The organism is Cardiobacterium hominis, from assembly GCF_900637305.1.
GTDB classification, from domain to species: Bacteria; Pseudomonadota; Gammaproteobacteria; order Cardiobacteriales; family Cardiobacteriaceae; genus Cardiobacterium; species Cardiobacterium hominis.
Map to the genome: position 1 here is coordinate 737,501 of NZ_LR134365.1, position 19,225 is coordinate 756,725.

Sequence of the window (19,225 nt, forward strand, 5' to 3'; positions counted from 1 at the left end):
GGAGGTCAGGAGTTCGATCCTCCTTGGCTCCACCATTTGAAACGTAGTTTGCTAAAGAGAGCAGAAAATTGAACATGAAGCTAAAGCTGATGTAAGAACACAGATGGAGCACATGGTGTTCAATTTTTTGTTGTCTTAGGACAATGATCTATAACAACCGGAAACATTCAATTTAAACAACTAAATTGAGTAGCTGAGAAAAACAAGACGTTGTTACTTATGTTTTCCTCTGCGTAGCCAACAGATGATGAGAGAGCAAGGCGAAAGCGAAGCATACTTCAGAATCTGAAAACGTAGAGTAGTAAAGAGAGAACAGCACAACCGAAAGATAACTTGAGGTTGTATGATCAAGTGAATAAGTGCACACGGTGGATGCCTTGGCGACAACAGGCGAAGAAGGACGTGGAAATCTGCGAAAAGCCCCGGGAAGCTGATAACAAGCAATGATCCGGGGATCTCCGAATGGGGCAACCCGACCTTAGGGTCATCCGTAGTTGAATACATAGACTGCGGAAGCGAACCGGGAGAACTGAAACATCTAAGTACCCCGAGGAAAAGAAATCAACCGAGATTCCGCAAGTAGCGGCGAGCGAACGCGGAGAAGCCCAATTAAGTTGCGTATGAGCTAGTAGAACATCCTGGGAAGGGTGGCCATAGAGGGTGATAGCCCCGTATACGAAAGCCATACACAATGAATCGAGTAGGGCGGGACACGTGAAATCCTGTCTGAAGATGGGGGGACCATCCTCCAAGGCTAAATACTCGTTGTCGACCGATAGTGAACCAGTACCGTGAGGGAAAGGCGAAAAGAACCCTGGTGAAGGGAGTGAAATAGAACCTGAAACCGTGTGCATACAAGCAGTCAGAGCATATGAAGATATGTGATGGCGTACCTTTTGTATAATGGGTCAGCGAGTTACATTCAGTGGCGAGGTTAACCGAATAGGGGAGCCGTAGCGAAAGCGAGTCTTAATAGGGCGATAAGTCTCTGGGTGTAGACCCGAAACCGGGCGATCTATCCATGGGCAGGTTGAAGGTTGAGTAACATCAACTGGAGGACCGAACCCACGCATGTTGAAAAATGCGGGGATGACCTGTGGATAGGAGTGAAAGGCTAAACAAGCTCGGAGATAGCTGGTTCTCCCCGAAAACTATTGAGGTAGTGCCTTGTAGATTGACTTACGGGGGTAGAGCACTGTTTCGGCTAGGGGGTCATACCGACTTACCAACCCGATGCAAACTCCGAATACCGTAAAGTTTTACTACAGGAGACACACGGCGGGTGCTAACGTCCGTCGTGAAGAGGGAAACAACCCAGACCGCCAGCTAAGGTCCCGAAATGACAGTTCAGTGGGAAACGAAGTGGGAAGGCTTAGACAGCTAGGAGGTTGGCTTAGAAGCAGCCATCCTTTAAAGAAAGCGTAATAGCTCACTAGTCGAGTCGTCCTGCGCGGAAGATTTACCGGGGCTAAACTGTCTACCGAAGCTGCGGATTTGCATGAAGATGCAAGTGGTAGGGGAGCGTTGTGTAAGCCGAAGAAGGTGTGTTGAGAAGCATGCTGGAGGTATCACAAGTGCGAATGCTGACATGAGTAACGATAATGCGGGTGAAAAACCCGCACACCGAAAACCCAAGGTTTCCTGCGCAACGCTAATCGGCGCAGGGTGAGTCGGCCCCTAAGGCGAGGCGGAAACGCGTAGTCGATGGGAAACAGGTTAATATTCCTGTACTGATCATAATTGCGATGGGGGGACGGAGAAAGCTAGGCCAGCACACTGTTGGATGTGTGTTTAAGCGCGTAGGTTGGGGACTTAGGCAAATCCGGGTTCCTAAGACTGAAACGTGATGACGAGTTTCTACGGAAACGAAGTGGTTGATGCTCTGCTTCCAGGAAAAGCCTCTAAGCTTCAGATTATGACAACCGTACCCCAAACCGACACAGGTGGGTAGGAAGAGAATTCCAAGGTGCTTGAGAGAACTCGGGTAAAGGAACTCGGCAAAATGATACCGTAACTTCGGGATAAGGTATGCCTCTGATAGTGAATAGCTGTTGGAGGCCGCAGAGAATAGGCCGCTGCGACTGTTTATCAAAAACACAGCACTCTGCAAACACGCAAGTGGACGTATAGGGTGTGACGCCTGCCCGGTGCCGGAAGGTTAATTGATGGGGTGCAAGCTCTTGATCGAAGCCCCGGTAAACGGCGGCCGTAACTATAACGGTCCTAAGGTAGCGAAATTCCTTGTCGGGTAAGTTCCGACCTGCACGAATGGCGTAACGATGGCGGCGCTGTCTCTACCCGAGACTCAGTGAAGTTGAAATCGCTGTGAAGATGCAGTGTACCCGCGGCAAGACGGAAAGACCCCGTGAACCTTCACTACAGCTTGACACTGAACATTGAAATAAGTTGCATAGGATAGGTGGGAGGCTTTGAAGCAGAGACTCTGGTTTCTGTGGAGCCGACCTTGAAATACCACCCTGCTTATTTTGATGTTCTAACGTAGACCCGTAATCCGGGTTGCAGACAGTGTCTGGTGGGTAGTTTGACTGGGGCGGTCTCCTCCCAAAGAGTAACGGAGGAGTGCGAAGGTGGGCTCGGTGCGGTCGGAAATCGCACCAAGAGTGCAAAGGCAGAAGCCCGCTTAACTGCGAGACAGACAAGTCGAGCAGATACGAAAGTAGGTCTTAGTGATCCGGTGGTTCTGAATGGAAGGGCCATCGCTCAACGGATAAAAGGTACTCCGGGGATAACAGGCTGATTCCTCCCAAGAGTCCATATCGACGGAGGAGTTTGGCACCTCGATGTCGGCTCATCACATCCTGGGGCTGTAGCAGGTCCCAAGGGTATGGCTGTTCGCCATTTAAAGTGGTACGCGAGCTGGGTTCAGAACGTCGTGAGACAGTTCGGTCCCTATCTGCCGTGGGCGTTGGAGATTTGAGGGAAGCTGTTCTTAGTACGAGAGGACCGGAATGGACGAACCTCTGGTGTACCGGTTGTCACGCCAGTGGCACAGCCGGGTAGCTATGTTCGGAAGGGATAACCGCTGAAAGCATCTAAGCGGGAAGCCCCTCCCAAGATAAGATCTCCCTAGACCTTAAAGGTCTCTAAAGATCCGTTGAAGACTACGACGTTGATAGGCTCCATGTGGAAGTGTAGTAATACATGCAGCTAAGGAGTACTAATTGATCGTGAGGCTTGATCATACAACGCTCAAGTTATTTTGAGCTGCTCAGAAGTTGAGGCGAAAAGAATTACGCGAATCTGATGCAAAGCATCAGAGGGAATTGAATGTAACCGGTTTTCCTGACGGCCATAGAGCTGTGGCACCACCTGAACCCATGCCGAACTCAGAAGTGAAACGCAGCATCGCCGATGGTAGTGTGGGGCTTCCCCATGTGAGAGTAGGACACTGTCAGGTTTTAATACAAAGCCTCCGGGAAACCGGAGGCTTTTTCTTTATACCATCTAGAGGTTTTTGTTGATTCGGCGGGGCAGGATATGCCAGAATGGCTTGGCGTCCAGGAAACGGACGCATTTAATCCATTTTTTACATGCGAGGAATGAACCATGCTGAAAACCATCAAAGTCTTGCTGATGAGCGCAATCTTGGGACTGTCCACAGCTGCTTTGGCTGTAGTGGATATCAACGCGGCAAACCAGGAAGAATTACAAACATTGAAAGGTATTGGTGCCAAGAAGGCCGCAGATATCATTGCCTATCGCGAAGCGCACGGTGGTTTTAAAAACGTGGAAGAACTGCTCAATGTCAAGGGAGTAGGTAAGGCAACGTTGGAAAAACTGCGTAGTGAAATCGTAGTTGAAGGTGACAAGGGCGTGGCGGTAGAGCAAGCCAAATCCGCAGGAGTTGAAGATAAAGGCGGAGAAGCAGATAAAGCGGCAGCGACAGAGAAGGCAGGGAAGGGCAAGGCTGTGAAGGCAGTCGAAGACAAGGCCGCGACTGACGCGAAAAATACGGAAGGCAAGGGGAAAGAAAAAGTCTCCAAAGCGAAGAAGGCTACCGAGGCTGCTGACAAGGGTAATTAAGTCTTAGCCGTCTCGCGGAAATTAAAGGCCAACGAGTCGTTGGCCTTTTCATTGTATAGATCTGCTATATGTATATGCTACTAGGGCGTGTTGACAATTCACTCAAAGCGGCAACCAGACCATGATGCACCCTAAAATACCCTCCCGAAGTACGCGAGCGCGCTATCCGGTTAGTCGAAGAAGCCCGCGCGCAGCATCCTTCCGACTGGGCTGCCATTTTGGCAATTGCACCTAAAATCGGCTGTAATCCCGAGACGTTACGTGCCTGGTACCGCAAACATCAGGACATGCAAAATCCCACCCTGGTGGCAAAACAAGCGCAAGACGCCCGCATTAAGGCGCGGAGAAGCGCGTATTTGAGCCTGAAACGGAATTTGGACTATCTGTTTACCTTCGAGGCGCCCCCTGAGTTGGGCATGTGCAACACCACCAATTTGCTGGATGGATGCTTTGCCGACTTAAAGCGCAAATTGGGGTGTCATCACGGGATGAAAAGAGAGAATAAGCTCAGGTTTATAAAGGATTACTTCGCTATGTCTGACGGTGGGTAGCACCTTTTTGCTCTATACGCCTTAATTCCATATTAGCGTACAGGGCGATATGGAGACTAGGGGCTGTTGACAATTAGATGAACGAGCCCTCTCTCACTACGCGAGCAATGCTTGTCCGCAGGGCGAGAGAGAGGGTGGGCTGAGGGCAGCAATCAATTGAAAAACAGCAATTTTGGTTCGTCAATGATTGCTCACTCCCTCCCCGGGTTCCCTTGAAAAAGGCGTTCGCATTTTGCATGGGTACCTGCCCGCTGTGGGCTTTGCCCTGCGGGGAGAGGGTACCTCAATTGTCAACACGCTAGAATCGCTCCTCCATGTTGTCTTGTACGTCCATCATCCACGGCGCTAATCAACGTGATACTATCGCGCCCGAATTTGTACTTACTGCATTCATCTTCATGACCGAACCCCTCGCGCGTTATCAGACGCGCATTGAAACCGCCCTGAGCCGTGCCTTGCCGCCTGCAGGCGCGCGCCTTGCCGACGCCATGCGTTATGCAACCCTTGGTGGCGGCAAGCGGCTACGCGCGGCGCTGCTGTATGCAACGGCAGACGATTTCGGCGTGCCGCCGGATAGTGTTGATGCCGCCGCCTGCGCGGTTGAGGCCATCCACGCCTACTCGCTCATTCACGACGATCTGCCAGCGATGGATGATGACGACCTGCGTCGTGGCCGTCCCAGTACGCACCGCGCTTTTGATGAAGCCACCGCCATCCTCGCCGGGGATGCGCTGAACACCCTCGCTTTCGCGCTGCTGGCGAACAGTCCGCTTCCGCCCGCGACCCGGCTGGCGCAAATCCAGACCCTTGCCGATGCTGCCGGTTGGGCGGGGATGATTGGCGGGCAGATGGGCGACATGGCCGCGACCGGCAAAACCCTCACGCTGCCGCAGCTGCAAGCCATTCACCGCGGCAAAACCGGCGCACTCATTCGTGCCGCGCTGCACCTCGGCGCCCTGCCCGCCGCCGACTACGCCGCGCACGCCGCCACCCTGGACGAGCTCGGCGAACACCTCGGCATCGCCTATCAAATCGCTGACGACATTTTGGACGCCACCGCCAACAGCGCCACCCTCGGCAAAACCGCCGGCAAGGACGCGGCGCAGGGCAAAAACACGTATCCCGTGCTGCTCGGTCTGGAGGAAAGCCGCGCCATATTTGCCGAACACAGCGCCCGCGCCCAGGCCGCCGCCGCCCGCCTGCCTAACGGCGCACCGCATCTCTGCGCGCTGCTTGCGCGCATCATCCACCGCAGCCATTAACGCCATGAGCAAAGAAAAATACCCCGTCACCCCTGCCATCCGCTTCCTGCGCGAGCATCACATCGCCTACGAGCCGCACGTATTTGCCTATGAAGAACACGGCGGCACCGCGCAAACCGCCGCCGAATTGGGACTCAACGAACACCAGGTCATCAAGACCATCGTGCTGGCGAACGAGGCCAAACACGGCCTCATCGTCCTCATGCACGGCGACCGCGAAATCTCGACGCGCAATCTCGCGCGCCAGCTCGGCATGAAGCACATCGAACCGGCAACGGCGGCGCAGGCAAGCAAATGGACGGGCTACCTCTTCGGCGGCACCTCGCCCTTCGGCACGAAAACCGCGCTGCCGGTGTACGTGGAAGAAAGCATTTACGCGCTGGAGCGCCTTTGCATCAACGGCGGCAAACGCGGCTTTCAGGTCATCATCCGCCCGCAAGACCTCGCCGTACTCAACCCGCAAACGGTAAACGTCTCGGTGGAATGAGCATGCCCGAAATCCTCCTCATCGTCGCGCAAAGCGACAACCGCGCCATCGGCCACCAAGGCGCCATGCCGTGGCATCTGCCGCGCGACCTGAAACACTTCAAGGCGCAGACCCTCGGCCATCCGGTCATCATGGGGCGCAAGACCTACGACAGCATCGGCCGCGCCCTGCCGGGGCGGCAAAATCTGGTCATCAGCCGCAATGCCGCGCTCGCTCTGCCCGATGCAGAAACCTGCCCCGATCTGGCAACGGCCATCGCCCGCGCGCGCGGCGATAAAATCTTCATCATCGGCGGCGCGGAAATTTACCGCCTCGCGCTGCCGCTGGCCGATACCCTGCTGGTCACGCACGTCCACACCACGGTGGCGCAGGCGGATGCGTACTTCCCGCCGATTGAACCCGGCGCATGGCAGGAAACGGCACGCGAAAACCACGCGGTAGACGATGCCAATCCCTACCCCATGAGTTTCTGCCGCTACGAGCGGCGACGGTAAAGTCACAAAAAAAGCGCCCCAACCGGGCGCTTTTTTTATGGCGGAAAACCTCAGCCGTTTTCCTGTTGCAAGACCGCCATCACGCCCGGATTGGCGCCGACGCGGTCGAAGTACGCCGCGAGACGCGGGAAGGCGGACAAATCCAGCTTCAGCCCTTTCGCCCAGCGCAGCGTCGTGTACACATAGACATCGGCGATGCTCAATTCGCCCGCCAGGAACGGCTGCCCGGCGAGCGCTTCTTCAACGATGCCGTACAGACGCAAAACTGCCTCGCGCCCTTTCGCCGCCAGCGCCTGTTGTGCCGCCTCATCATCCACATAGCGCGCCGGGCCGAAGACCAGGCTGAACTGGCGGTGCAAATCGACATTGGCAAAGACCAGCCATTGCCGCGCTTTCGCCCGCTGTTTGGCGTCGCCGTGGGTAAAGATGCCCGCCTGCGGCGCAAGCTCGTTCACATAATCAATGATGGCGACGTTTTGGGTCAGCGTCCAGCCGCCGTCTTCCAAAAGCGGCACCTGTCCCATCGGGTTCAATTTGAGATAGGCCGGCTCCTTGATGCTGGCTTTGGTTTCCGCCTGCACGCGGTAAGGCAGGCCGGACCATTCCAGCGCGACGTGCGGCACGAAGGCGCAACTGCCGGGGAAATAATGCAAGGTAAGCATGGGGACTCCTTTTGATTAAGCACGTGATGTGCGGGAAGCCGTTATAGCAAATTTCGGCGTATAGGACAAAAAAGGAGCCAAGAATCGCTGTAAGCCTTATGCTGCAAGGCTTTAAGCGGGGTCAAAGGCTTTGAACACAAAAAATGCTTTTTCTGCGGCTCAAAGCAGATCAAAAAAGATGGCTGGCAAAATGGCAAGCAACGATATAAATGCAAGGCTTGCGGCAAACGTTTTGACGGCGGCAAGCGCCTTCAAAACGACGAGCTTTGGACAGCTTATAGCGCAGGCAAACAAACGGCCGCGTAGCTTGCCAAGCAGTATGGATGCAGCAGCAAAACCATCTATCGCCGCCTTCGCAGGGCGTAAATCAGGGAGCGCTACCCGCTGCCCGAAAAAGCCAACATCATCATGGATACCACATACTTCGGGCGCAGTTTCGGCATGATGGTGCTGATGGACAGCATTAGCCAACAGGCTCTGTCCGTCGATGAAGTCAAATACGAAACCAACGCCCTGTATGCCGCGGCGCTGAACGAGCTTCGGGAAAAAGGCGTTGTAATACAGAGCATCGTTTGTGACGGGCGGAAAGGATTGTTGCAGCTGTTCCCCGAGATTCCCGCGCAGCTATGCCAGTTTCACCAGGTCAAAACCGTCAGCCGTTATCTGACACGTAACCCGAAAACGGGCGTAGGTAAGGCGCTGTGGCGGCTGACGCTCACCCTGAAGGACAGCGGCAAGACAGCGTTTCAAGGCGCGCTGCAGGCGTGGTTTGGGCAGCGTGAGGGCTTCCTCAACGAACGAACGGCCAACGAGGAAAGCGGCAGTTCGCACTACACGCACAAGACGCTGAGAAGCGCGTATTTGAGCCTGAAACGGAATTTGGACTACCTGTTTACCTTCGAGGCGCACCCTGAGTTGGGCATGTGCAACACCACTAATTTGCTGGATGGGCGCTTTGCCGACTTAAAGCGCAAATTGGGGTGTCATCACGGGATGAAAAGAGAGAATAAGGTCAGGTTTATAAAGGATTATTTCGCCATGCCTGACGATGGATAGCTCCTTTTTTGTCCTATACGCCATGTTTAACTATACCTACGCTTGAGCCCTGACGAACACCTCTCCCGTAGACAACGTCTTTCCGCAGGGAAAGGCGTTTTTTACTAACGAATCCGCCAATAAAAAACCCTTCTCCGTTGCCGGAGAAGGGTTGCGGGGTAGCACACCGATTACGGTAGCAACGGTTTCACCGTGCTGTCCGCTGCGGCAGCTGCAAGCGGCGGCTGTTGCAGCGGCGGAGTGGCGAGGTTGTCCGCCGTCGCGCTGCGAGTATCGAAGGCAGCTATAGCTTCGATCAGATGTTGTGCCTGAGCGGCAGCCTTGGCATCACTTGCGGTGGCAGCACTTTGCGTACCGATCGTAGTTGGTGTTACCGGATAGCTGTCCGTCGTGGCAACACCGCCTTGTTGCCCGGCACTTTCGGCTTGTGCCGCCAAAGCCTTGGACGGAGCGGTAGCAGTGGTATCACGATCAGCTGCAGTGGCTTGTTGTGCGACTGCCGCTTTTTCTGTTGATGACGTCCCAACAGATGTCGTGGGCGCAGTTTCCGCCTTCGCTTCTTTAACTGTTTGTGCAGAGGCTGCCGTATTCGTCACTGTTTGCGCGATGACGTTTTCTGCCGTCTGCGTTGTCCCGGCAGATGATGCAGGAGCGGCTTCCGCTTTCGCTTCTTTAACCGTTTGTGCAGAAGCAGCCGCATCCGTCGCTGTTGGCGAGGCGGAATTTTCCTCCGTTACGGCGACACTCGCGGATGGCAGACCATCTTTGAGAAGATCGCGGCTGTGGATATTTGCAGCATCGTAAGTCACATCGTCGAATCGCAGATTGTAGTGGTTCTGGCCAGGACGGTCGTAGTAGCTTTGTACAGTAACCTGGTCGCTTTCGTTACCATAAGCCCGAATAGTGAGGTCACCACCTACACGTCCGAAGACAGCATCTTTGGCTTTGGCGCCATGGAAAACGAGTGTGTCAGCTTCGGTTGTACCGCGTGACCAATCATAGACGCTGTCTCTGCCGTGACCTTTGGCGAAGAGGTAGGTATCGCTCTCGTAGTCGCCGCCCTGCATGTGGTCGTCACCAGCGCCGCCAACGAGGGTGTCATGGCCTTTGCCGCCATAGAGCTTGTCGTTACCCGCACCACCGTTCAGCGTATCGTCACCGTTATCGCCTTTGAGGGTGTCGTTACCCGCACCGCCGTTCAGCGTATCGTCACCGTTATCGCCGTTGAGGGTATCGTTACCGTCGTTACCGTTCAGAGTATCGTTGCCGTCATCGCCGGAAATGCTGTCGTTACCGGTGCCGCCATGAGGCGGCGATAGACGGCGACGGCCTGCATTTCTACACACCCTTTGGCAACACCATCAGCCTGCGCTGGGCGGAGATGAAAGGCATCGCATACCGGAAAATCGTGCCGTACAAAGGGCCGGGCCACTACCGCCTCGACATCACCGACCGCCTCGGCAATGCGCGCGAAATCGACATCGACTACCTGCAAGACGTCGAAAAAACCGGGCAGGAAATTGCTGCGGCCGCCGATGCCGTCATCCATCAGCGCCCGCTGCCGCCGCTCTCCCGGCAAAGCGATGATGGCACTGCGCCGGGCCGCGTCCTTTTCTGGATAAACGTGCTGTATATCGCGGTGTGGCTGTGGCTGATCCTCGGCTGCCACTATCTGACCAAGGCCGGCTGTTCCCTCAAATTCAGCCTCCTCCTCAACCCCATCCTCAGCCTCGCCGGCCCGGTCTTTTGGCCTTTTTTCTTCATCAATCTGGCGTTTGGCAGTATCCGCCGCTGGTTTGACGAGCATTTCTAATGCCATTCCAGAGAAAAATATTTAACACGCCGAATTTAATTTATTGATAATTAAAGAAAAAATAAAATTCTTTACCTAAAAAATAAGAAGAGTAACATTAATGTCCATCCTGAGAATTAAGCTGAGAAGACGGATCAAAGAAATCTTGTGTAGAGAACACGGAGAGATGCGCTAATACGCTCAGATTATTTCTTAGGATTGGTATGATGTGTTTCTTTTTACAAAGACGGCATGCAATAACGTTATAACTAGTTCTTGAATTTTTGCTTGTAAACACGTAGTAACAAATTCAAGTTTATTTATATCGCTATTGTTTTTCCAGCTTAGTTATAAAGAAGTCCTTTTAATATCTGAGTAAGGTTATTTTCATTTATTGCAATCAGCAGATTTATTGTATTGCATGGAGGTTATTATGGCAAGAGTAGATGTCTTAGTAGAACTAGCGGCAAAGGCCATGACACCCTCGTTGGCGGCGCTGGTGACGACCACATGCAGGGCGGCGACTACGAGAGCGATACCTACCTCTTCGCCAAAGGTCACGGCAAAGACAGCGTCTATGACTGGTCACGCGGTACAACCGAAGCTGACACACTCGTTTTCCATGGTGCCAAAGCCAAAGATGCTGTCTTCGGACGTGTAGGTGGTGACCTCACTATTCGGGCTTATGGTAACGAAAGCGACCAGGTCACTGTACAAAGCTACTACGACCGTCCTGGCCAGAACCACTACAATCTGCGATTCGACGATGTGACTTACGATGCTGCAAGTATCCGCAGCCGCGATCTTCTCAAAGATGGTCTGCCATCCGCGAGTGTCGCCGCAACGGAGGAAAATTCCGCCTCGCAAATAGCGACGGATACGGTTGCTTCTGCACAAACGGTTAAAGAAGCGAAAGCGGAAGCCGCTCCTGCATCATCTGCCGGGACAACACAGACGGCAGAAAACGTCACTGCGCAAACAGCGACGGAGACGGCAGCCTCTGCACAAACAGTTAAAGAAGCGAAGGCGGGAACTGCGCCTGCGACATCTGTTGGGACGTCATCAACAGAAAAAGCGGCAGTCGCACAACAAGCCGCTGCGGCTGATCGTGATACCACTGCTACCGCTCCAGCCAAGGCTTTGGCGGCACAGGCCGAAAATGCCGGGCAACAAGACGGTGCTGCCACGACGGACAGCCATTCAGTAACACCAACTACGAGCGGCACACAAAGTGCTGCCACCGCAAGTGATGCCAAGGCTGCCGCTCAGGCACAACATCTGATCGAAGCTATGGCTGCCTTCGATACTCGCAGCGCGACGGCGGACAACCTTGCTACTCCGCCGCTGCAACAGCCGCCGTTTGCAGCTGCCGCAGCGGACAGCACGGTGAAACCGTTGTTGCCGTAATCGGTGTGCTACCCCGCAACCCTTCTCCGGTAACGGAGAAGGGTTTTTTCATATACTCGTACCATGGAATACAAAACCCTCTTCTACTGCACGCGACAATCATCACTAGGAGATCCCATGAACTTCAAAGACAAAGTCGTTTACCAAATCTATCCCAAATCCTACTGCGACACGAACGGCGACGGCATCGGCGACCTCCCGGGCATCATCAGCAAGCTCGATTACCTGCAAGCGCTCGGCGTGGATTATCTCTGGCTCAATCCGATTTATCCCTCGCCGCAGCGCGATAACGGCTACGACATCGCCGATTACCGCGCCATTGACCCGGTTTACGGCACGATGGCGGATTTTGAGCGCCTCTGCCGCGAGGCGAAAGCGCGCGGCATCGACATCATGCTCGACATGGTTTTCAACCACACCTCGACCGCGCACGAGTGGTTCCAAAAAGCGCTCGCCGGCGACGCCAAATACCGCGCCTATTATTTGTTCCGCCCCGGCAAGCCTGACGGCAGCGCGCCGACCAACTGGCAGTCCAAATTCGGCGGCAGCGCCTGGCAATACGCGGCGGAAGTCGGGCAGTATTATCTGTACCTTTTCGACGTTACCCAGGCGGATTTGGACTGGACCAACCCGGCGGTGCGCGCGGAAGTCGCCGACATCGTCCGCTTCTGGCAGGGAAAAGGCGTGCATGGCTTCCGCTTTGACGTCATCAACCTCATCAGCAAGCGCGAATTTGCCGACGACCCCAATCACGCCGACGGTCGCCAGTTCTACACCGACGGCCCGCACGTGCATGAATACCTGCGCGAGCTGAACCGTGCCAGCTTCGGTCGCGATGCGGAGAGCTTCACCGTCGGCGAGATGAGCTCGACCCGACTCGACGAATGCGTGCAGTACGCAGGCGCAGCAAGCGGCGAGCTTTCCAGCGTCTTCACCTTCCACCACCTCAAGGTGGATTACAAAGACCAACAAAAATGGGCGCTGCAACCCTTTGATTTCGCGGCGCTGAAGCGCCTCATCAGCGACTGGCAGACAGGCATGGCGGCGGGTAACGCCTGGAACGCGCTCTTTTGGAACAACCACGACCAGCCGCGCGCCTTGAGCCGCTTCGGCGATGACCGCCGCTACCGCGTTGAGTCCGCGACCATGCTGGCAAGCGCGCTGCACATGCTGCGCGGCACGCCTTACGTCTATCAGGGCGAAGAAATCGGCATGACCAACGCCTACTTCGACGACATCGACGACTACCGCGACATCGAAAGCACCAACCTCTACGCCATCGAAACAGCGGCGGGGCGGGACGCGGCGGCCATTCACGAACTGCTGCGGGCGCGCAGCCGCGACAACGCGCGCACGCCGATGCAGTGGACGGCGGGCGCGCAGGCGGGATTCACGAGCGGCACGCCGTGGTTGCGCGTGAATCCGAACCACACGGAAATCAACGCCGAGGCGGCAACGCGCGACCCGCGGAGCATCTACGCCCACTACCGCGCGCTGATTCAACTGCGCAAAACGCAGCGCGTCGTCCAGGACGGCGACTACAGCCCGCTCCTCGCCGACCATCCGCAAATATTCGCCTACCGCCGCGAGAATGACGCGGCGACGCTGCTTGTCTTGGCGAATTTCTACGGCGAGGGGGCGAAAGCGCCGCTCGCGGATACGGCGGGCTATCAGCTGCTGCTGGGCAACTATGCCGACTCGCCCGCGGTCTTGGCGGAAGAAGTGCTGCTGCGGCCATATGAGGCGCTGATTTATCTGCGAAAGAAGTGAGTCCGGCTCCCGCCCGCCTAAACAAACGACCCGCCGTCATGGCGGGTTTTCTATGTTCATCCTCAGGCGCGTGCAATCCATACCCGCCCCATTAGGGGCGCTTTTCAACCGTCTTGCTGCGGGCTACCACGTCCCGCCCGCGCCACCGCCGGCGGAGCTACCACCGCCGCCGCCGTAATCGCTAGACGAGGAGGACGACGATGATGAGGAGGAGGAGAAAGGAGAGGCGAAACTGCTGCGGCTGCTGTAGCCGCCGCTGCCGTCATCGTCATCATCATCGTCGGAGCCGCCCCCGTCGCTTTTCCCGCGCATGAGTCCTCGGAAGATGCCGCGTAATGAGCCCGCGACGATGTAGGCGGCAAGGACGATGGTAAGAACCTGCGGCAGGGCGTGGCCGGTGAGGTAGAAGCCGCCCCCGGCCAGCGCCAGCAGCACAATGCGCGTCCGGGTGCGCAGGCAGGCGGCCGACGAAGGTGAGGAGGAAGGTCAGCATGCCGGTGGTTTCTGAAAACGCATCCGCCGTGTGCCCGGCATCATCCGTGTGTCCGGCCAAAGCGAGGCGTTCTGCCGGGTCGGTCTGCAAGCGCGCGGCGATTTCGTCCACGCCCTTGTTCAGCCCGGCGGCGAAGCGGCCTTGTTTGAACGACGGCACCATGCCGTTAATCACTTTTTTGGCGAAGGCGTCGGGGATGTCGCCCTCAATGCCGCGCCCGGTGATGATGCGGATGGCGTGCTCTTTTTCGCTGAGGAGGATGAGCAGGCCGTCGTTGCGCGTGCGGTCGCCCAGCTGCCAGCGCTGGAAAACCGCCATGCCGTAGTCAAAATCGCTCATGCCGTTCAGGTTATCGATCAGCACGATGGCACCCTGCATCACTTGCGCCTCGTGCAGCGTGCGCAGCTTTTGGTTCAGCGCCGCTGTTTCGGCGGGTGCGAGCATCGCCGCCTGATCGACGACGGGTTCTTTGCCGAGGGTGAGTTTGTCCGGCGCAATGGCGTGCGCTACGCCTGCAAGCAAGGCGAGCAGGAGGAGCCAGCGTTTCATGGGAAGCTCACTTGCGGCGGCGTGCTGATGGCGGCTTCGTTTTCCACCTGGAAGTTGGCTTTGGCGGTCATGCCGATGCTGCTGGCGATGAGCGAGGCAGGGAAGGTGCGCAGGCGGCTGTTGTAGTCGCGGACTTGTTCGATGTAGCGGTTGCGCGCGGTGGTGATGCGGTTTTCCGTGCCTTCAAGCTGGGTCATCAGGTTCTCGAAATTGCGGCTCGCCTTGAGGTCGGGGTAGTTTTCCGAGACGGCAAGCAGGCGCGCGAGGCTATTGCCCAGCTCGCTCTGCGCGGCGCGGTAGCGCTCCAGGGCGGCGGCGTCGCTGAGCATCTCTGGAGTCGGCGCAATGCTGCTTACCCGCGCGCGCGCCGCGGTGATTTCGGTCAGCAGGGTCTGTTCGTGTTTGGCGTAGCCTTTGACGGTTTCGACCAGGTTGGGGACGAGGTCGGCGCGGCGTTGGTACTGGTTGACGACTTCCGACCAGGCGGCATTCACGCTCTCATCGGCACGTTGCAGGCTGTTGTAGAGGGCGACGCCGTAAGCGCCGAGGATGATGGCAAGACCGAGAAGGATGAAGGGCAGGCGTTTCATAGGAGACTCCGGTGGTGGGTTGGCGCAAAGTGTAACGTCTTATGCGGCAAAGAAAAAGCGGCTTCCGGGGCGGAAGCCGCTGTATGAGGCGGGCAATCAGGCGAGTTCGACCGGGCCGTGGTTGTCGCAGTGGTCGCCGTGCGGGTGGTGCAGGTGGCCATCAACGAGGTAGTCGGTGTGGTCGCCATGCGGTACGGCTTCGTGTCCGCAGCCGGGGCCGTGTACATGTCCCGCTTCGTGGCCGTTGCAGTGATGATCTGGGGTGCAGACGTCCGGGTTGGTGGCGCTGACGGCGATGCGGTGTTCATCGACGTGGTTGCCGTGCGGGTGGTGCAGGTGGCCGTCGTGCAGGTAATCAACGTGGCCTTCGTGTTTGATGGTGGTGTGACCGCAATTCGGGCCGTGCTGGTGTTCGTGGTTGGCGTGGTGCGGTTCGTGGCAGCCGCAGCCGCAGTTGTGTTCGCTCATGTGTGAGTCTCCGTTTGTGAATGGGGCGCACATTTTACGGATTTTGCGGGCGGGATGGAATATCGCTTGGGCCGTTTGCGCTGCTCGCGTCGTGGAGGTCGAAAAGGCTGGCGAGCAGGGCGGTGGCGTAGCTGCCGCGCGGCAGGGTGAAGGCAAGGTGCAGGGTGTGCGCGTCCGGCCAGTGGTATTGCAGGTCGCGCGGGCGCACGGTGAGCGCGCGCCAGCCGCCGTCGGCGTATTTTTCAAGGTAGCGGACGGCCGCTTGTTGCGTGGCGTCGGCGGCTTCCAGCCAGGCGGTAACCGCAGGCGGCAGTGGTGCTTTTTCTTTGCCGGGCAACCAGCCGCCGAGGGCGATGTCACCGCTCGCCAGTCGCGCCAGCAGGGCATCGTCCACCGCTTCGATGGTGAAATGGCTGTTGCTACCGGCGAGCATGGCGCGGTCGCCGGGTTGTGGCGCATGTAGGGTTGCTGCGGCAAGGCGGGCGTCCAGTTGGGCGTTGTAGGCGTCGGCGCGCAGGGTGGAAAGTACTTGCGCGCGTTCGTCGTGTTTTTTCGGCAGTTGGCCGCGTTCGACCCAGCGTTGTGCCTTGTCGCGGTTCGTATGGCCAAAGCGCTGGTCGCCGAAATGGTTGGGGAAGCCGTCGCGGGTGAGCGCCGTCAATGCGGCCTCAATGTGGGCGCGGTCGGCATCAATGTCGCGCAGGGTGATGGCAAATTGGTTGTAGCGGTGCGCGCCAACGCGCAGTTTGCGCTCGTTTTGCTGGCGCTCGAGAATCTGCCAGCCGTCGCCATTGTCGGGTAGTTGCGCGCTGTATTTGGCGGGAAGCGAGAGCCATTGGCGGGTAATGGCGTGGCGGTCTTTGAGGCCGCTGTGCGCGATATCTTTGGGCGGGCAGTCGGTGAGGCGCGCCCATTCGCGCTTGAGCCAGGCGGTGTTAAGGCTGGTTTTTTCGACGTAGCACCAGAGGTGTTCGCCGTGGCCGGTCAAGGGGAAGTCGATTTGTTCGGCGACGCGGAAGTCGGCGGGGCTTTGTTTCAGGGTGGCGCGGGGTTTGGGCATGGGGGTTCTCGCTCATAAAAAAGCCGTGAGGCTTGCGGCTCACGGCGGGGATGGTTTTGACGCTTTAGCGCGACGCGGTCAGGCGGTCGTAGATGGCGTCCAGCGCAACCATTTCGGCGCTGTCGCTGCGGCGTTCTTTGTATTCGACTTCGCCATTCGCCAGGGTTTTGTCAGAGATGACGACGCGCGCCGGGATGCCGATGAGGTCCATGTCGGCGAACATGAAGCCGGGGCGTTTGCCGCGGTCATCGAGGACGACGTCCACACCGGCAGCCAGCAGTTTTTGGTAGAGCGCTTCGGCGGCGGCCATGACTTCCGGTGATTTGGCGGCGTTCAGCGGCAGGATGGCGACGGTGAACGGTGCAATGGCCTGCGGCCAGATGATGCCGCGTTCGTCGTGGTTTTGTTCGATGGCGGCGGCAACGACGCGGGTAACGCCGATGCCGTAGCAGCCCATGAGCGGAATGGCAGAGCCGCCGTCTTCCAGCTGGATTTTCAGTCCCATCGCTTCAGAGTATTTTTTGCCAAGCTGGAAGATGTGGCCGACTTCGATGCCGCGGCGGATGGCGAGCGTGCCGCTGCCGTCCGGGGCGGGGTCGCCTTCGACGATGTTGCGCAGGTCGGCGACTTTGCCAAGCGGTACGTCGCGCTCCCAGTTGATGTTGAAGTAGTGGTAGTCGTCTTCGTTGGCGCCCGCGGCAAAGTCGGCGATGTGAGCGGCGGCGTAATCAACGATGACCGGTACGTTTGCGCCAACCGGACCCAGCGAGCCTGCGCTCGCGCCCATCGCGGCGCGGATTTCGGCTTCTTCTGCCATGCGCAAGGGCGCGGCAACTTCCGGCAGGTGTTCGGCCTTGATGGCGTTCAGTTCGTGGTCGCCGCGGATGACGAGGGCAACGATACCGCCTTCGGCACCGGCAACCATCAGGGTTTTGATGGTGCGCTCAATCGGTACGCCGTGTTTTTCAACGAGCGCGGCGATGGTTTTGCAGTCCGGCGTCGGTCGTTTTTCCATCGCAGCCGCCGGCGCGGGGCGCGGCGCAGTTGGGCGCAGTGCTTCGGCTTTTTCGAGGTTGGCCGCGTAGCTGCCGCTGCTGGAGAAGACGATGGCGTCTTCGCCGGTCGCCGCCAGCACGTGGAATTCGTGCGAGCCGGTGCCACCGATGGAGCCGTTATCGGCCAGCACCGGGCGGTAATCGAGGCCGAGGCGGTCGAAGATGCGGCAGTAGGCGTCGTACATGTCCTGATAGGTCGCCTGCAGGCTCGCTTCGTCAAGGTGGAAGGAGTAGGCGTCTTTCATCAGGAATTCGCGCCCGCGCATCACGCCGAAGCGCGGCCGGATTTCGTCGCGGAATTTGGTCTGGATTTGATAGACGTTCAGCGGCAATTGTTTGTAGCTGGACAGATCGCGGCGCATCAGGTCGGTGATGACTTCTTCATGCGTCGGCCCCAGGCAATATTCGCGCTCGTGCCGGTCAAGGAAGCGCAGCAGTTCGGGGCCATAGTCCTGCCAGCGCCCGGATTCTTGCCAGAGTTCGCCCGGTTGCACCCCCGGCATGAGCAGCTCGAGTGAACCGGCGCGGTTCATTTCTTCGCGGATAATCTGCTCAACCTTGCGCAATACGCGCAGCCCCAGCGGTAGCCAGGAATACACGCCAAGCGCGTTCTGCCGGATCATGCCGGCGCGCAGCATCAGCTGGTGGCTGATGACTTCTGCATCCGCCGGGGTTTCTTTTTGGGTGGTCAGCCAGAATCGGGAAAGGCGCATGGGGCAGGTTATCCTTTGGGTGCTTCTTTAGCGAGTTCTGCCTCGGATGGCATTGGTACCGGATCAATACCAGGTTGAGAGGTGTTGCTGGGTACCGCAGGTGCAACGGGCGCTGTAGGCGCTACTGCAGGCGGAATGGATGAAGGCGCAACCGCAGGCGCTATTGCTGTCTTACCGTTGCTACTCGGCGGTACAGGTAGTCCGCCTGTTGAAGTGGCAGGTTGGCAGAATCGTAAATTGTTTTCTGCCAGTCGTTTACGCTCATTAATTTGATCTTGTGACAGCGGCACCAAGTTGCCGTTACCGTCATCTACCACGATATTGCTTTTTTCTTGGATGGTCTTTAAGTCTTTCTGCGCAGTAGCACAGCGCTCTTCCCGTGTAATCGTTCCCGGTGGAAGTGGCTGGTTGGTTGCAGCTGCGGCAGATGCAGATGCGGCTGCGGGCGCATTTTCTGCCGGACGTAACGGACGCAATACTGTAATACTGTCGCTCGTCGGCAGGTCGCTCACAAGCATGCCTTGACTGTTGACTTTGGTGTAGTTACTCACCCCACGCGGCACATACTTGGCGTAGTGCGTTTTGCCACGAGCATGCCATTTATAAAAGATCTGCTGCGGCTGTGCGTTGGGGTTAGTGTAGATTTCCGGCGGACGTTCCTCCGCCGCAGCCGCAGGCTTACTATCCTGCGCCCACACGGCAGCACAAGATACTGAAATGGCGAAAGCTAATACAGAAGTTCTCAGTTTCATGGTGAATTCCTTATCTAAAA

19 protein-coding genes, 1 tRNA gene, 2 rRNA genes and 1 pseudogene (1 of these 23 only partly in view) are annotated in these 19,225 nt (G+C 57.2%); 13 read left to right on the forward strand and 10 right to left on the reverse strand.

What is annotated here, in order from left to right; genetic code table 11:
* The 8 genes from EL199_RS03400 to EL199_RS03435 form a co-directional block, all read left to right on the forward strand.
* A tRNA-Ala gene (locus EL199_RS03400) sits at nucleotides 1-35 on the forward strand (it extends 41 nt beyond the left edge of the window).
* A gap of 310 nt (nucleotides 36-345) precedes the next feature.
* Nucleotides 346-3,203, forward strand: a 23S ribosomal RNA gene (locus EL199_RS03405).
* Nucleotides 3,204-3,302: 99 nt separating this feature from the next.
* Nucleotides 3,303-3,418 (forward strand): 5S ribosomal RNA (gene rrf / locus EL199_RS03410).
* Nucleotides 3,419-3,567: 149 nt separating this feature from the next.
* Nucleotides 3,568-4,044, forward strand: coding sequence for a ComEA family DNA-binding protein (locus tag EL199_RS03415; protein WP_004140246.1), 477 nt, complete (start codon nucleotides 3,568-3,570; stop codon nucleotides 4,042-4,044).
* Between the two features lie 287 nt (nucleotides 4,045-4,331).
* A complete protein-coding gene (locus EL199_RS03420) occupies nucleotides 4,332-4,595 on the forward strand; it encodes a hypothetical protein (protein ID WP_004138793.1) in 264 nt (87 codons plus the stop codon).
* A 398-nt stretch (nucleotides 4,596-4,993) separates the two neighbouring features.
* Nucleotides 4,994-5,857, forward strand: a complete 864-nt coding sequence (locus EL199_RS03425) for a polyprenyl synthetase family protein (RefSeq protein WP_040354306.1) — start codon at nucleotides 4,994-4,996, stop codon at nucleotides 5,855-5,857.
* 4 nt (nucleotides 5,858-5,861) lie between these two features.
* Nucleotides 5,862-6,344, forward strand: a complete 483-nt coding sequence (gene ybaK, locus EL199_RS03430) for a Cys-tRNA(Pro) deacylase (RefSeq protein ID WP_004138798.1) — start codon at nucleotides 5,862-5,864, stop codon at nucleotides 6,342-6,344.
* A gap of 2 nt (nucleotides 6,345-6,346) precedes the next feature.
* Nucleotides 6,347-6,838 carry a dihydrofolate reductase gene (locus EL199_RS03435; protein WP_126315990.1) on the forward strand — a complete coding sequence of 164 codons (492 nt, stop codon included), beginning with the start codon at nucleotides 6,347-6,349 and terminating at the stop codon, nucleotides 6,836-6,838.
* 50 nt (nucleotides 6,839-6,888) lie between these two features.
* On the opposite strand, the gene EL199_RS03440 is transcribed toward EL199_RS03435, so the two are convergent.
* On the reverse strand, nucleotides 6,889-7,500 hold the full coding sequence (locus tag EL199_RS03440) for a glutathione S-transferase family protein (RefSeq protein ID WP_004138802.1): 612 nt from the start codon (nucleotides 7,498-7,500) through the stop codon (nucleotides 6,889-6,891).
* A 168-nt stretch (nucleotides 7,501-7,668) separates the two neighbouring features.
* Here EL199_RS03440 and EL199_RS13735 point away from each other — a divergent pair, with 168 nt between their 5' ends.
* Nucleotides 7,669-7,806 (forward strand): IS1/IS1595 family N-terminal zinc-binding domain-containing protein, encoded by a 138-nt coding sequence (locus EL199_RS13735; RefSeq protein ID WP_449240228.1) that lies wholly within the window; start codon nucleotides 7,669-7,671, stop codon nucleotides 7,804-7,806.
* Between the two features lie 135 nt (nucleotides 7,807-7,941).
* Nucleotides 7,942-8,556, forward strand: a complete 615-nt coding sequence (locus EL199_RS13225) for an IS256 family transposase, variant Zn-binding type (protein ID WP_232008335.1) — start codon at nucleotides 7,942-7,944, stop codon at nucleotides 8,554-8,556.
* A gap of 170 nt (nucleotides 8,557-8,726) precedes the next feature.
* On the opposite strand, the gene EL199_RS03450 is transcribed toward EL199_RS13225, so the two are convergent.
* Both EL199_RS03450 and EL199_RS13610 read right to left on the reverse strand, forming a co-directional pair.
* A complete protein-coding gene (locus EL199_RS03450; RefSeq protein ID WP_004138806.1) occupies nucleotides 8,727-9,623 on the reverse strand; it encodes a hypothetical protein in 897 nt (298 codons plus the stop codon).
* 9 nt (nucleotides 9,624-9,632) lie between these two features.
* Nucleotides 9,633-9,863: pseudogene (locus tag EL199_RS13610) on the reverse strand (calcium-binding protein); the annotation flags it as partial.
* 74 nt (nucleotides 9,864-9,937) lie between these two features.
* Between EL199_RS13610 and EL199_RS03455 the strand changes: the two are divergent.
* From EL199_RS03455 to treC, 3 genes are all read left to right on the forward strand, one after another.
* Entirely contained in the window at nucleotides 9,938-10,369 is a 432-nt protein-coding gene (locus tag EL199_RS03455; RefSeq protein WP_004138807.1) for a hypothetical protein, read from the forward strand.
* A gap of 489 nt (nucleotides 10,370-10,858) precedes the next feature.
* Nucleotides 10,859-11,755, forward strand: coding sequence for a hypothetical protein (locus EL199_RS03460; protein ID WP_004138808.1), 897 nt, complete (start codon nucleotides 10,859-10,861; stop codon nucleotides 11,753-11,755).
* 117 nt (nucleotides 11,756-11,872) lie between these two features.
* Complete coding sequence (treC, locus tag EL199_RS03465; protein ID WP_004138809.1) at nucleotides 11,873-13,525, forward strand: alpha,alpha-phosphotrehalase; 1,653 nt, start codon at nucleotides 11,873-11,875, stop codon at nucleotides 13,523-13,525.
* Nucleotides 13,526-13,648: 123 nt separating this feature from the next.
* On the opposite strand, the gene EL199_RS03470 is transcribed toward treC, so the two are convergent.
* The 7 genes from EL199_RS03470 to EL199_RS03500 all read right to left on the reverse strand — a co-directional run bounded on the left by EL199_RS03470 (nucleotide 13,649) and on the right by EL199_RS03500 (nucleotide 19,205).
* Nucleotides 13,649-13,837 (reverse strand): hypothetical protein, encoded by a 189-nt coding sequence (locus tag EL199_RS03470; protein WP_004138810.1) that lies wholly within the window; start codon nucleotides 13,835-13,837, stop codon nucleotides 13,649-13,651.
* A complete protein-coding gene (locus EL199_RS03475; RefSeq protein ID WP_004138811.1) occupies nucleotides 13,800-14,567 on the reverse strand; it encodes a TPM domain-containing protein in 768 nt (255 codons plus the stop codon). Before EL199_RS03475 ends, EL199_RS03470 begins: the two co-directional genes overlap by 38 nt.
* Nucleotides 14,564-15,157 carry a LemA family protein gene (locus tag EL199_RS03480; protein ID WP_004138812.1) on the reverse strand — a complete coding sequence of 198 codons (594 nt, stop codon included), beginning with the start codon at nucleotides 15,155-15,157 and terminating at the stop codon, nucleotides 14,564-14,566. Before EL199_RS03480 ends, EL199_RS03475 begins: the two co-directional genes overlap by 4 nt.
* Before the next feature lie 96 nt (nucleotides 15,158-15,253).
* Nucleotides 15,254-15,625, reverse strand: a complete 372-nt coding sequence (locus tag EL199_RS03485) for a hypothetical protein (RefSeq protein ID WP_004138813.1) — start codon at nucleotides 15,623-15,625, stop codon at nucleotides 15,254-15,256.
* Between the two features lie 34 nt (nucleotides 15,626-15,659).
* Complete coding sequence (gene truD / locus EL199_RS03490; RefSeq protein WP_004138814.1) at nucleotides 15,660-16,685, reverse strand: tRNA pseudouridine(13) synthase TruD; 1,026 nt, start codon at nucleotides 16,683-16,685, stop codon at nucleotides 15,660-15,662.
* 64 nt (nucleotides 16,686-16,749) lie between these two features.
* Nucleotides 16,750-18,453, reverse strand: coding sequence for a proline--tRNA ligase (locus EL199_RS03495; protein ID WP_004138815.1), 1,704 nt, complete (start codon nucleotides 18,451-18,453; stop codon nucleotides 16,750-16,752).
* 8 nt (nucleotides 18,454-18,461) lie between these two features.
* Nucleotides 18,462-19,205, reverse strand: a complete 744-nt coding sequence (locus tag EL199_RS03500; RefSeq protein ID WP_004138816.1) for a hypothetical protein — start codon at nucleotides 19,203-19,205, stop codon at nucleotides 18,462-18,464.
* Nucleotides 19,206-19,225: the final 20 nt, after the last annotated feature.

Excerpts from the sequence above, each read along its gene's own strand:
- truD (WP_004138814.1), bottom strand. The coding sequence starts at position 16,685 with ATGCCCAAACCCCGCGCCACCCTGAAACAAAGCCCCGCCGACTTCCGC.
- EL199_RS03420 (WP_004138793.1), top strand. The coding sequence starts at position 4,332 with ATGCAAAATCCCACCCTGGTGGCAAAACAAGCGCAAGACGCCCGCATT.
- EL199_RS03485 (WP_004138813.1), bottom strand. The coding sequence starts at position 15,625 with ATGAGCGAACACAACTGCGGCTGCGGCTGCCACGAACCGCACCACGCC.
- treC (WP_004138809.1), top strand. The coding sequence starts at position 11,873 with ATGAACTTCAAAGACAAAGTCGTTTACCAAATCTATCCCAAATCCTAC.
- EL199_RS13225 (WP_232008335.1), top strand. The coding sequence starts at position 7,942 with ATGATGGTGCTGATGGACAGCATTAGCCAACAGGCTCTGTCCGTCGAT.
- EL199_RS03455 (WP_004138807.1), top strand. The coding sequence starts at position 9,938 with ATGAAAGGCATCGCATACCGGAAAATCGTGCCGTACAAAGGGCCGGGC.
- EL199_RS03470 (WP_004138810.1), bottom strand. The coding sequence starts at position 13,837 with ATGCGCGGGAAAAGCGACGGGGGCGGCTCCGACGATGATGATGACGAT.
- EL199_RS03460 (WP_004138808.1), top strand. The coding sequence starts at position 10,859 with ATGCAGGGCGGCGACTACGAGAGCGATACCTACCTCTTCGCCAAAGGT.
- ybaK (WP_004138798.1), top strand. The coding sequence starts at position 5,862 with ATGAGCAAAGAAAAATACCCCGTCACCCCTGCCATCCGCTTCCTGCGC.
- EL199_RS03475 (WP_004138811.1), bottom strand. The coding sequence starts at position 14,567 with ATGAAACGCTGGCTCCTCCTGCTCGCCTTGCTTGCAGGCGTAGCGCAC.
- EL199_RS03480 (WP_004138812.1), bottom strand. The coding sequence starts at position 15,157 with ATGAAACGCCTGCCCTTCATCCTTCTCGGTCTTGCCATCATCCTCGGC.
- EL199_RS03440 (WP_004138802.1), bottom strand. The coding sequence starts at position 7,500 with ATGCTTACCTTGCATTATTTCCCCGGCAGTTGCGCCTTCGTGCCGCAC.
- EL199_RS03450 (WP_004138806.1), bottom strand. The coding sequence starts at position 9,623 with ATGCAGGGCGGCGACTACGAGAGCGATACCTACCTCTTCGCCAAAGGT.
- EL199_RS03500 (WP_004138816.1), bottom strand. The coding sequence starts at position 19,205 with ATGAAACTGAGAACTTCTGTATTAGCTTTCGCCATTTCAGTATCTTGT.
- EL199_RS03495 (WP_004138815.1), bottom strand. The coding sequence starts at position 18,453 with ATGCGCCTTTCCCGATTCTGGCTGACCACCCAAAAAGAAACCCCGGCG.
- EL199_RS03415 (WP_004140246.1), top strand. The coding sequence starts at position 3,568 with ATGCTGAAAACCATCAAAGTCTTGCTGATGAGCGCAATCTTGGGACTG.
- EL199_RS03435 (WP_126315990.1), top strand. The coding sequence starts at position 6,347 with ATGCCCGAAATCCTCCTCATCGTCGCGCAAAGCGACAACCGCGCCATC.
- EL199_RS03425 (WP_040354306.1), top strand. The coding sequence starts at position 4,994 with ATGACCGAACCCCTCGCGCGTTATCAGACGCGCATTGAAACCGCCCTG.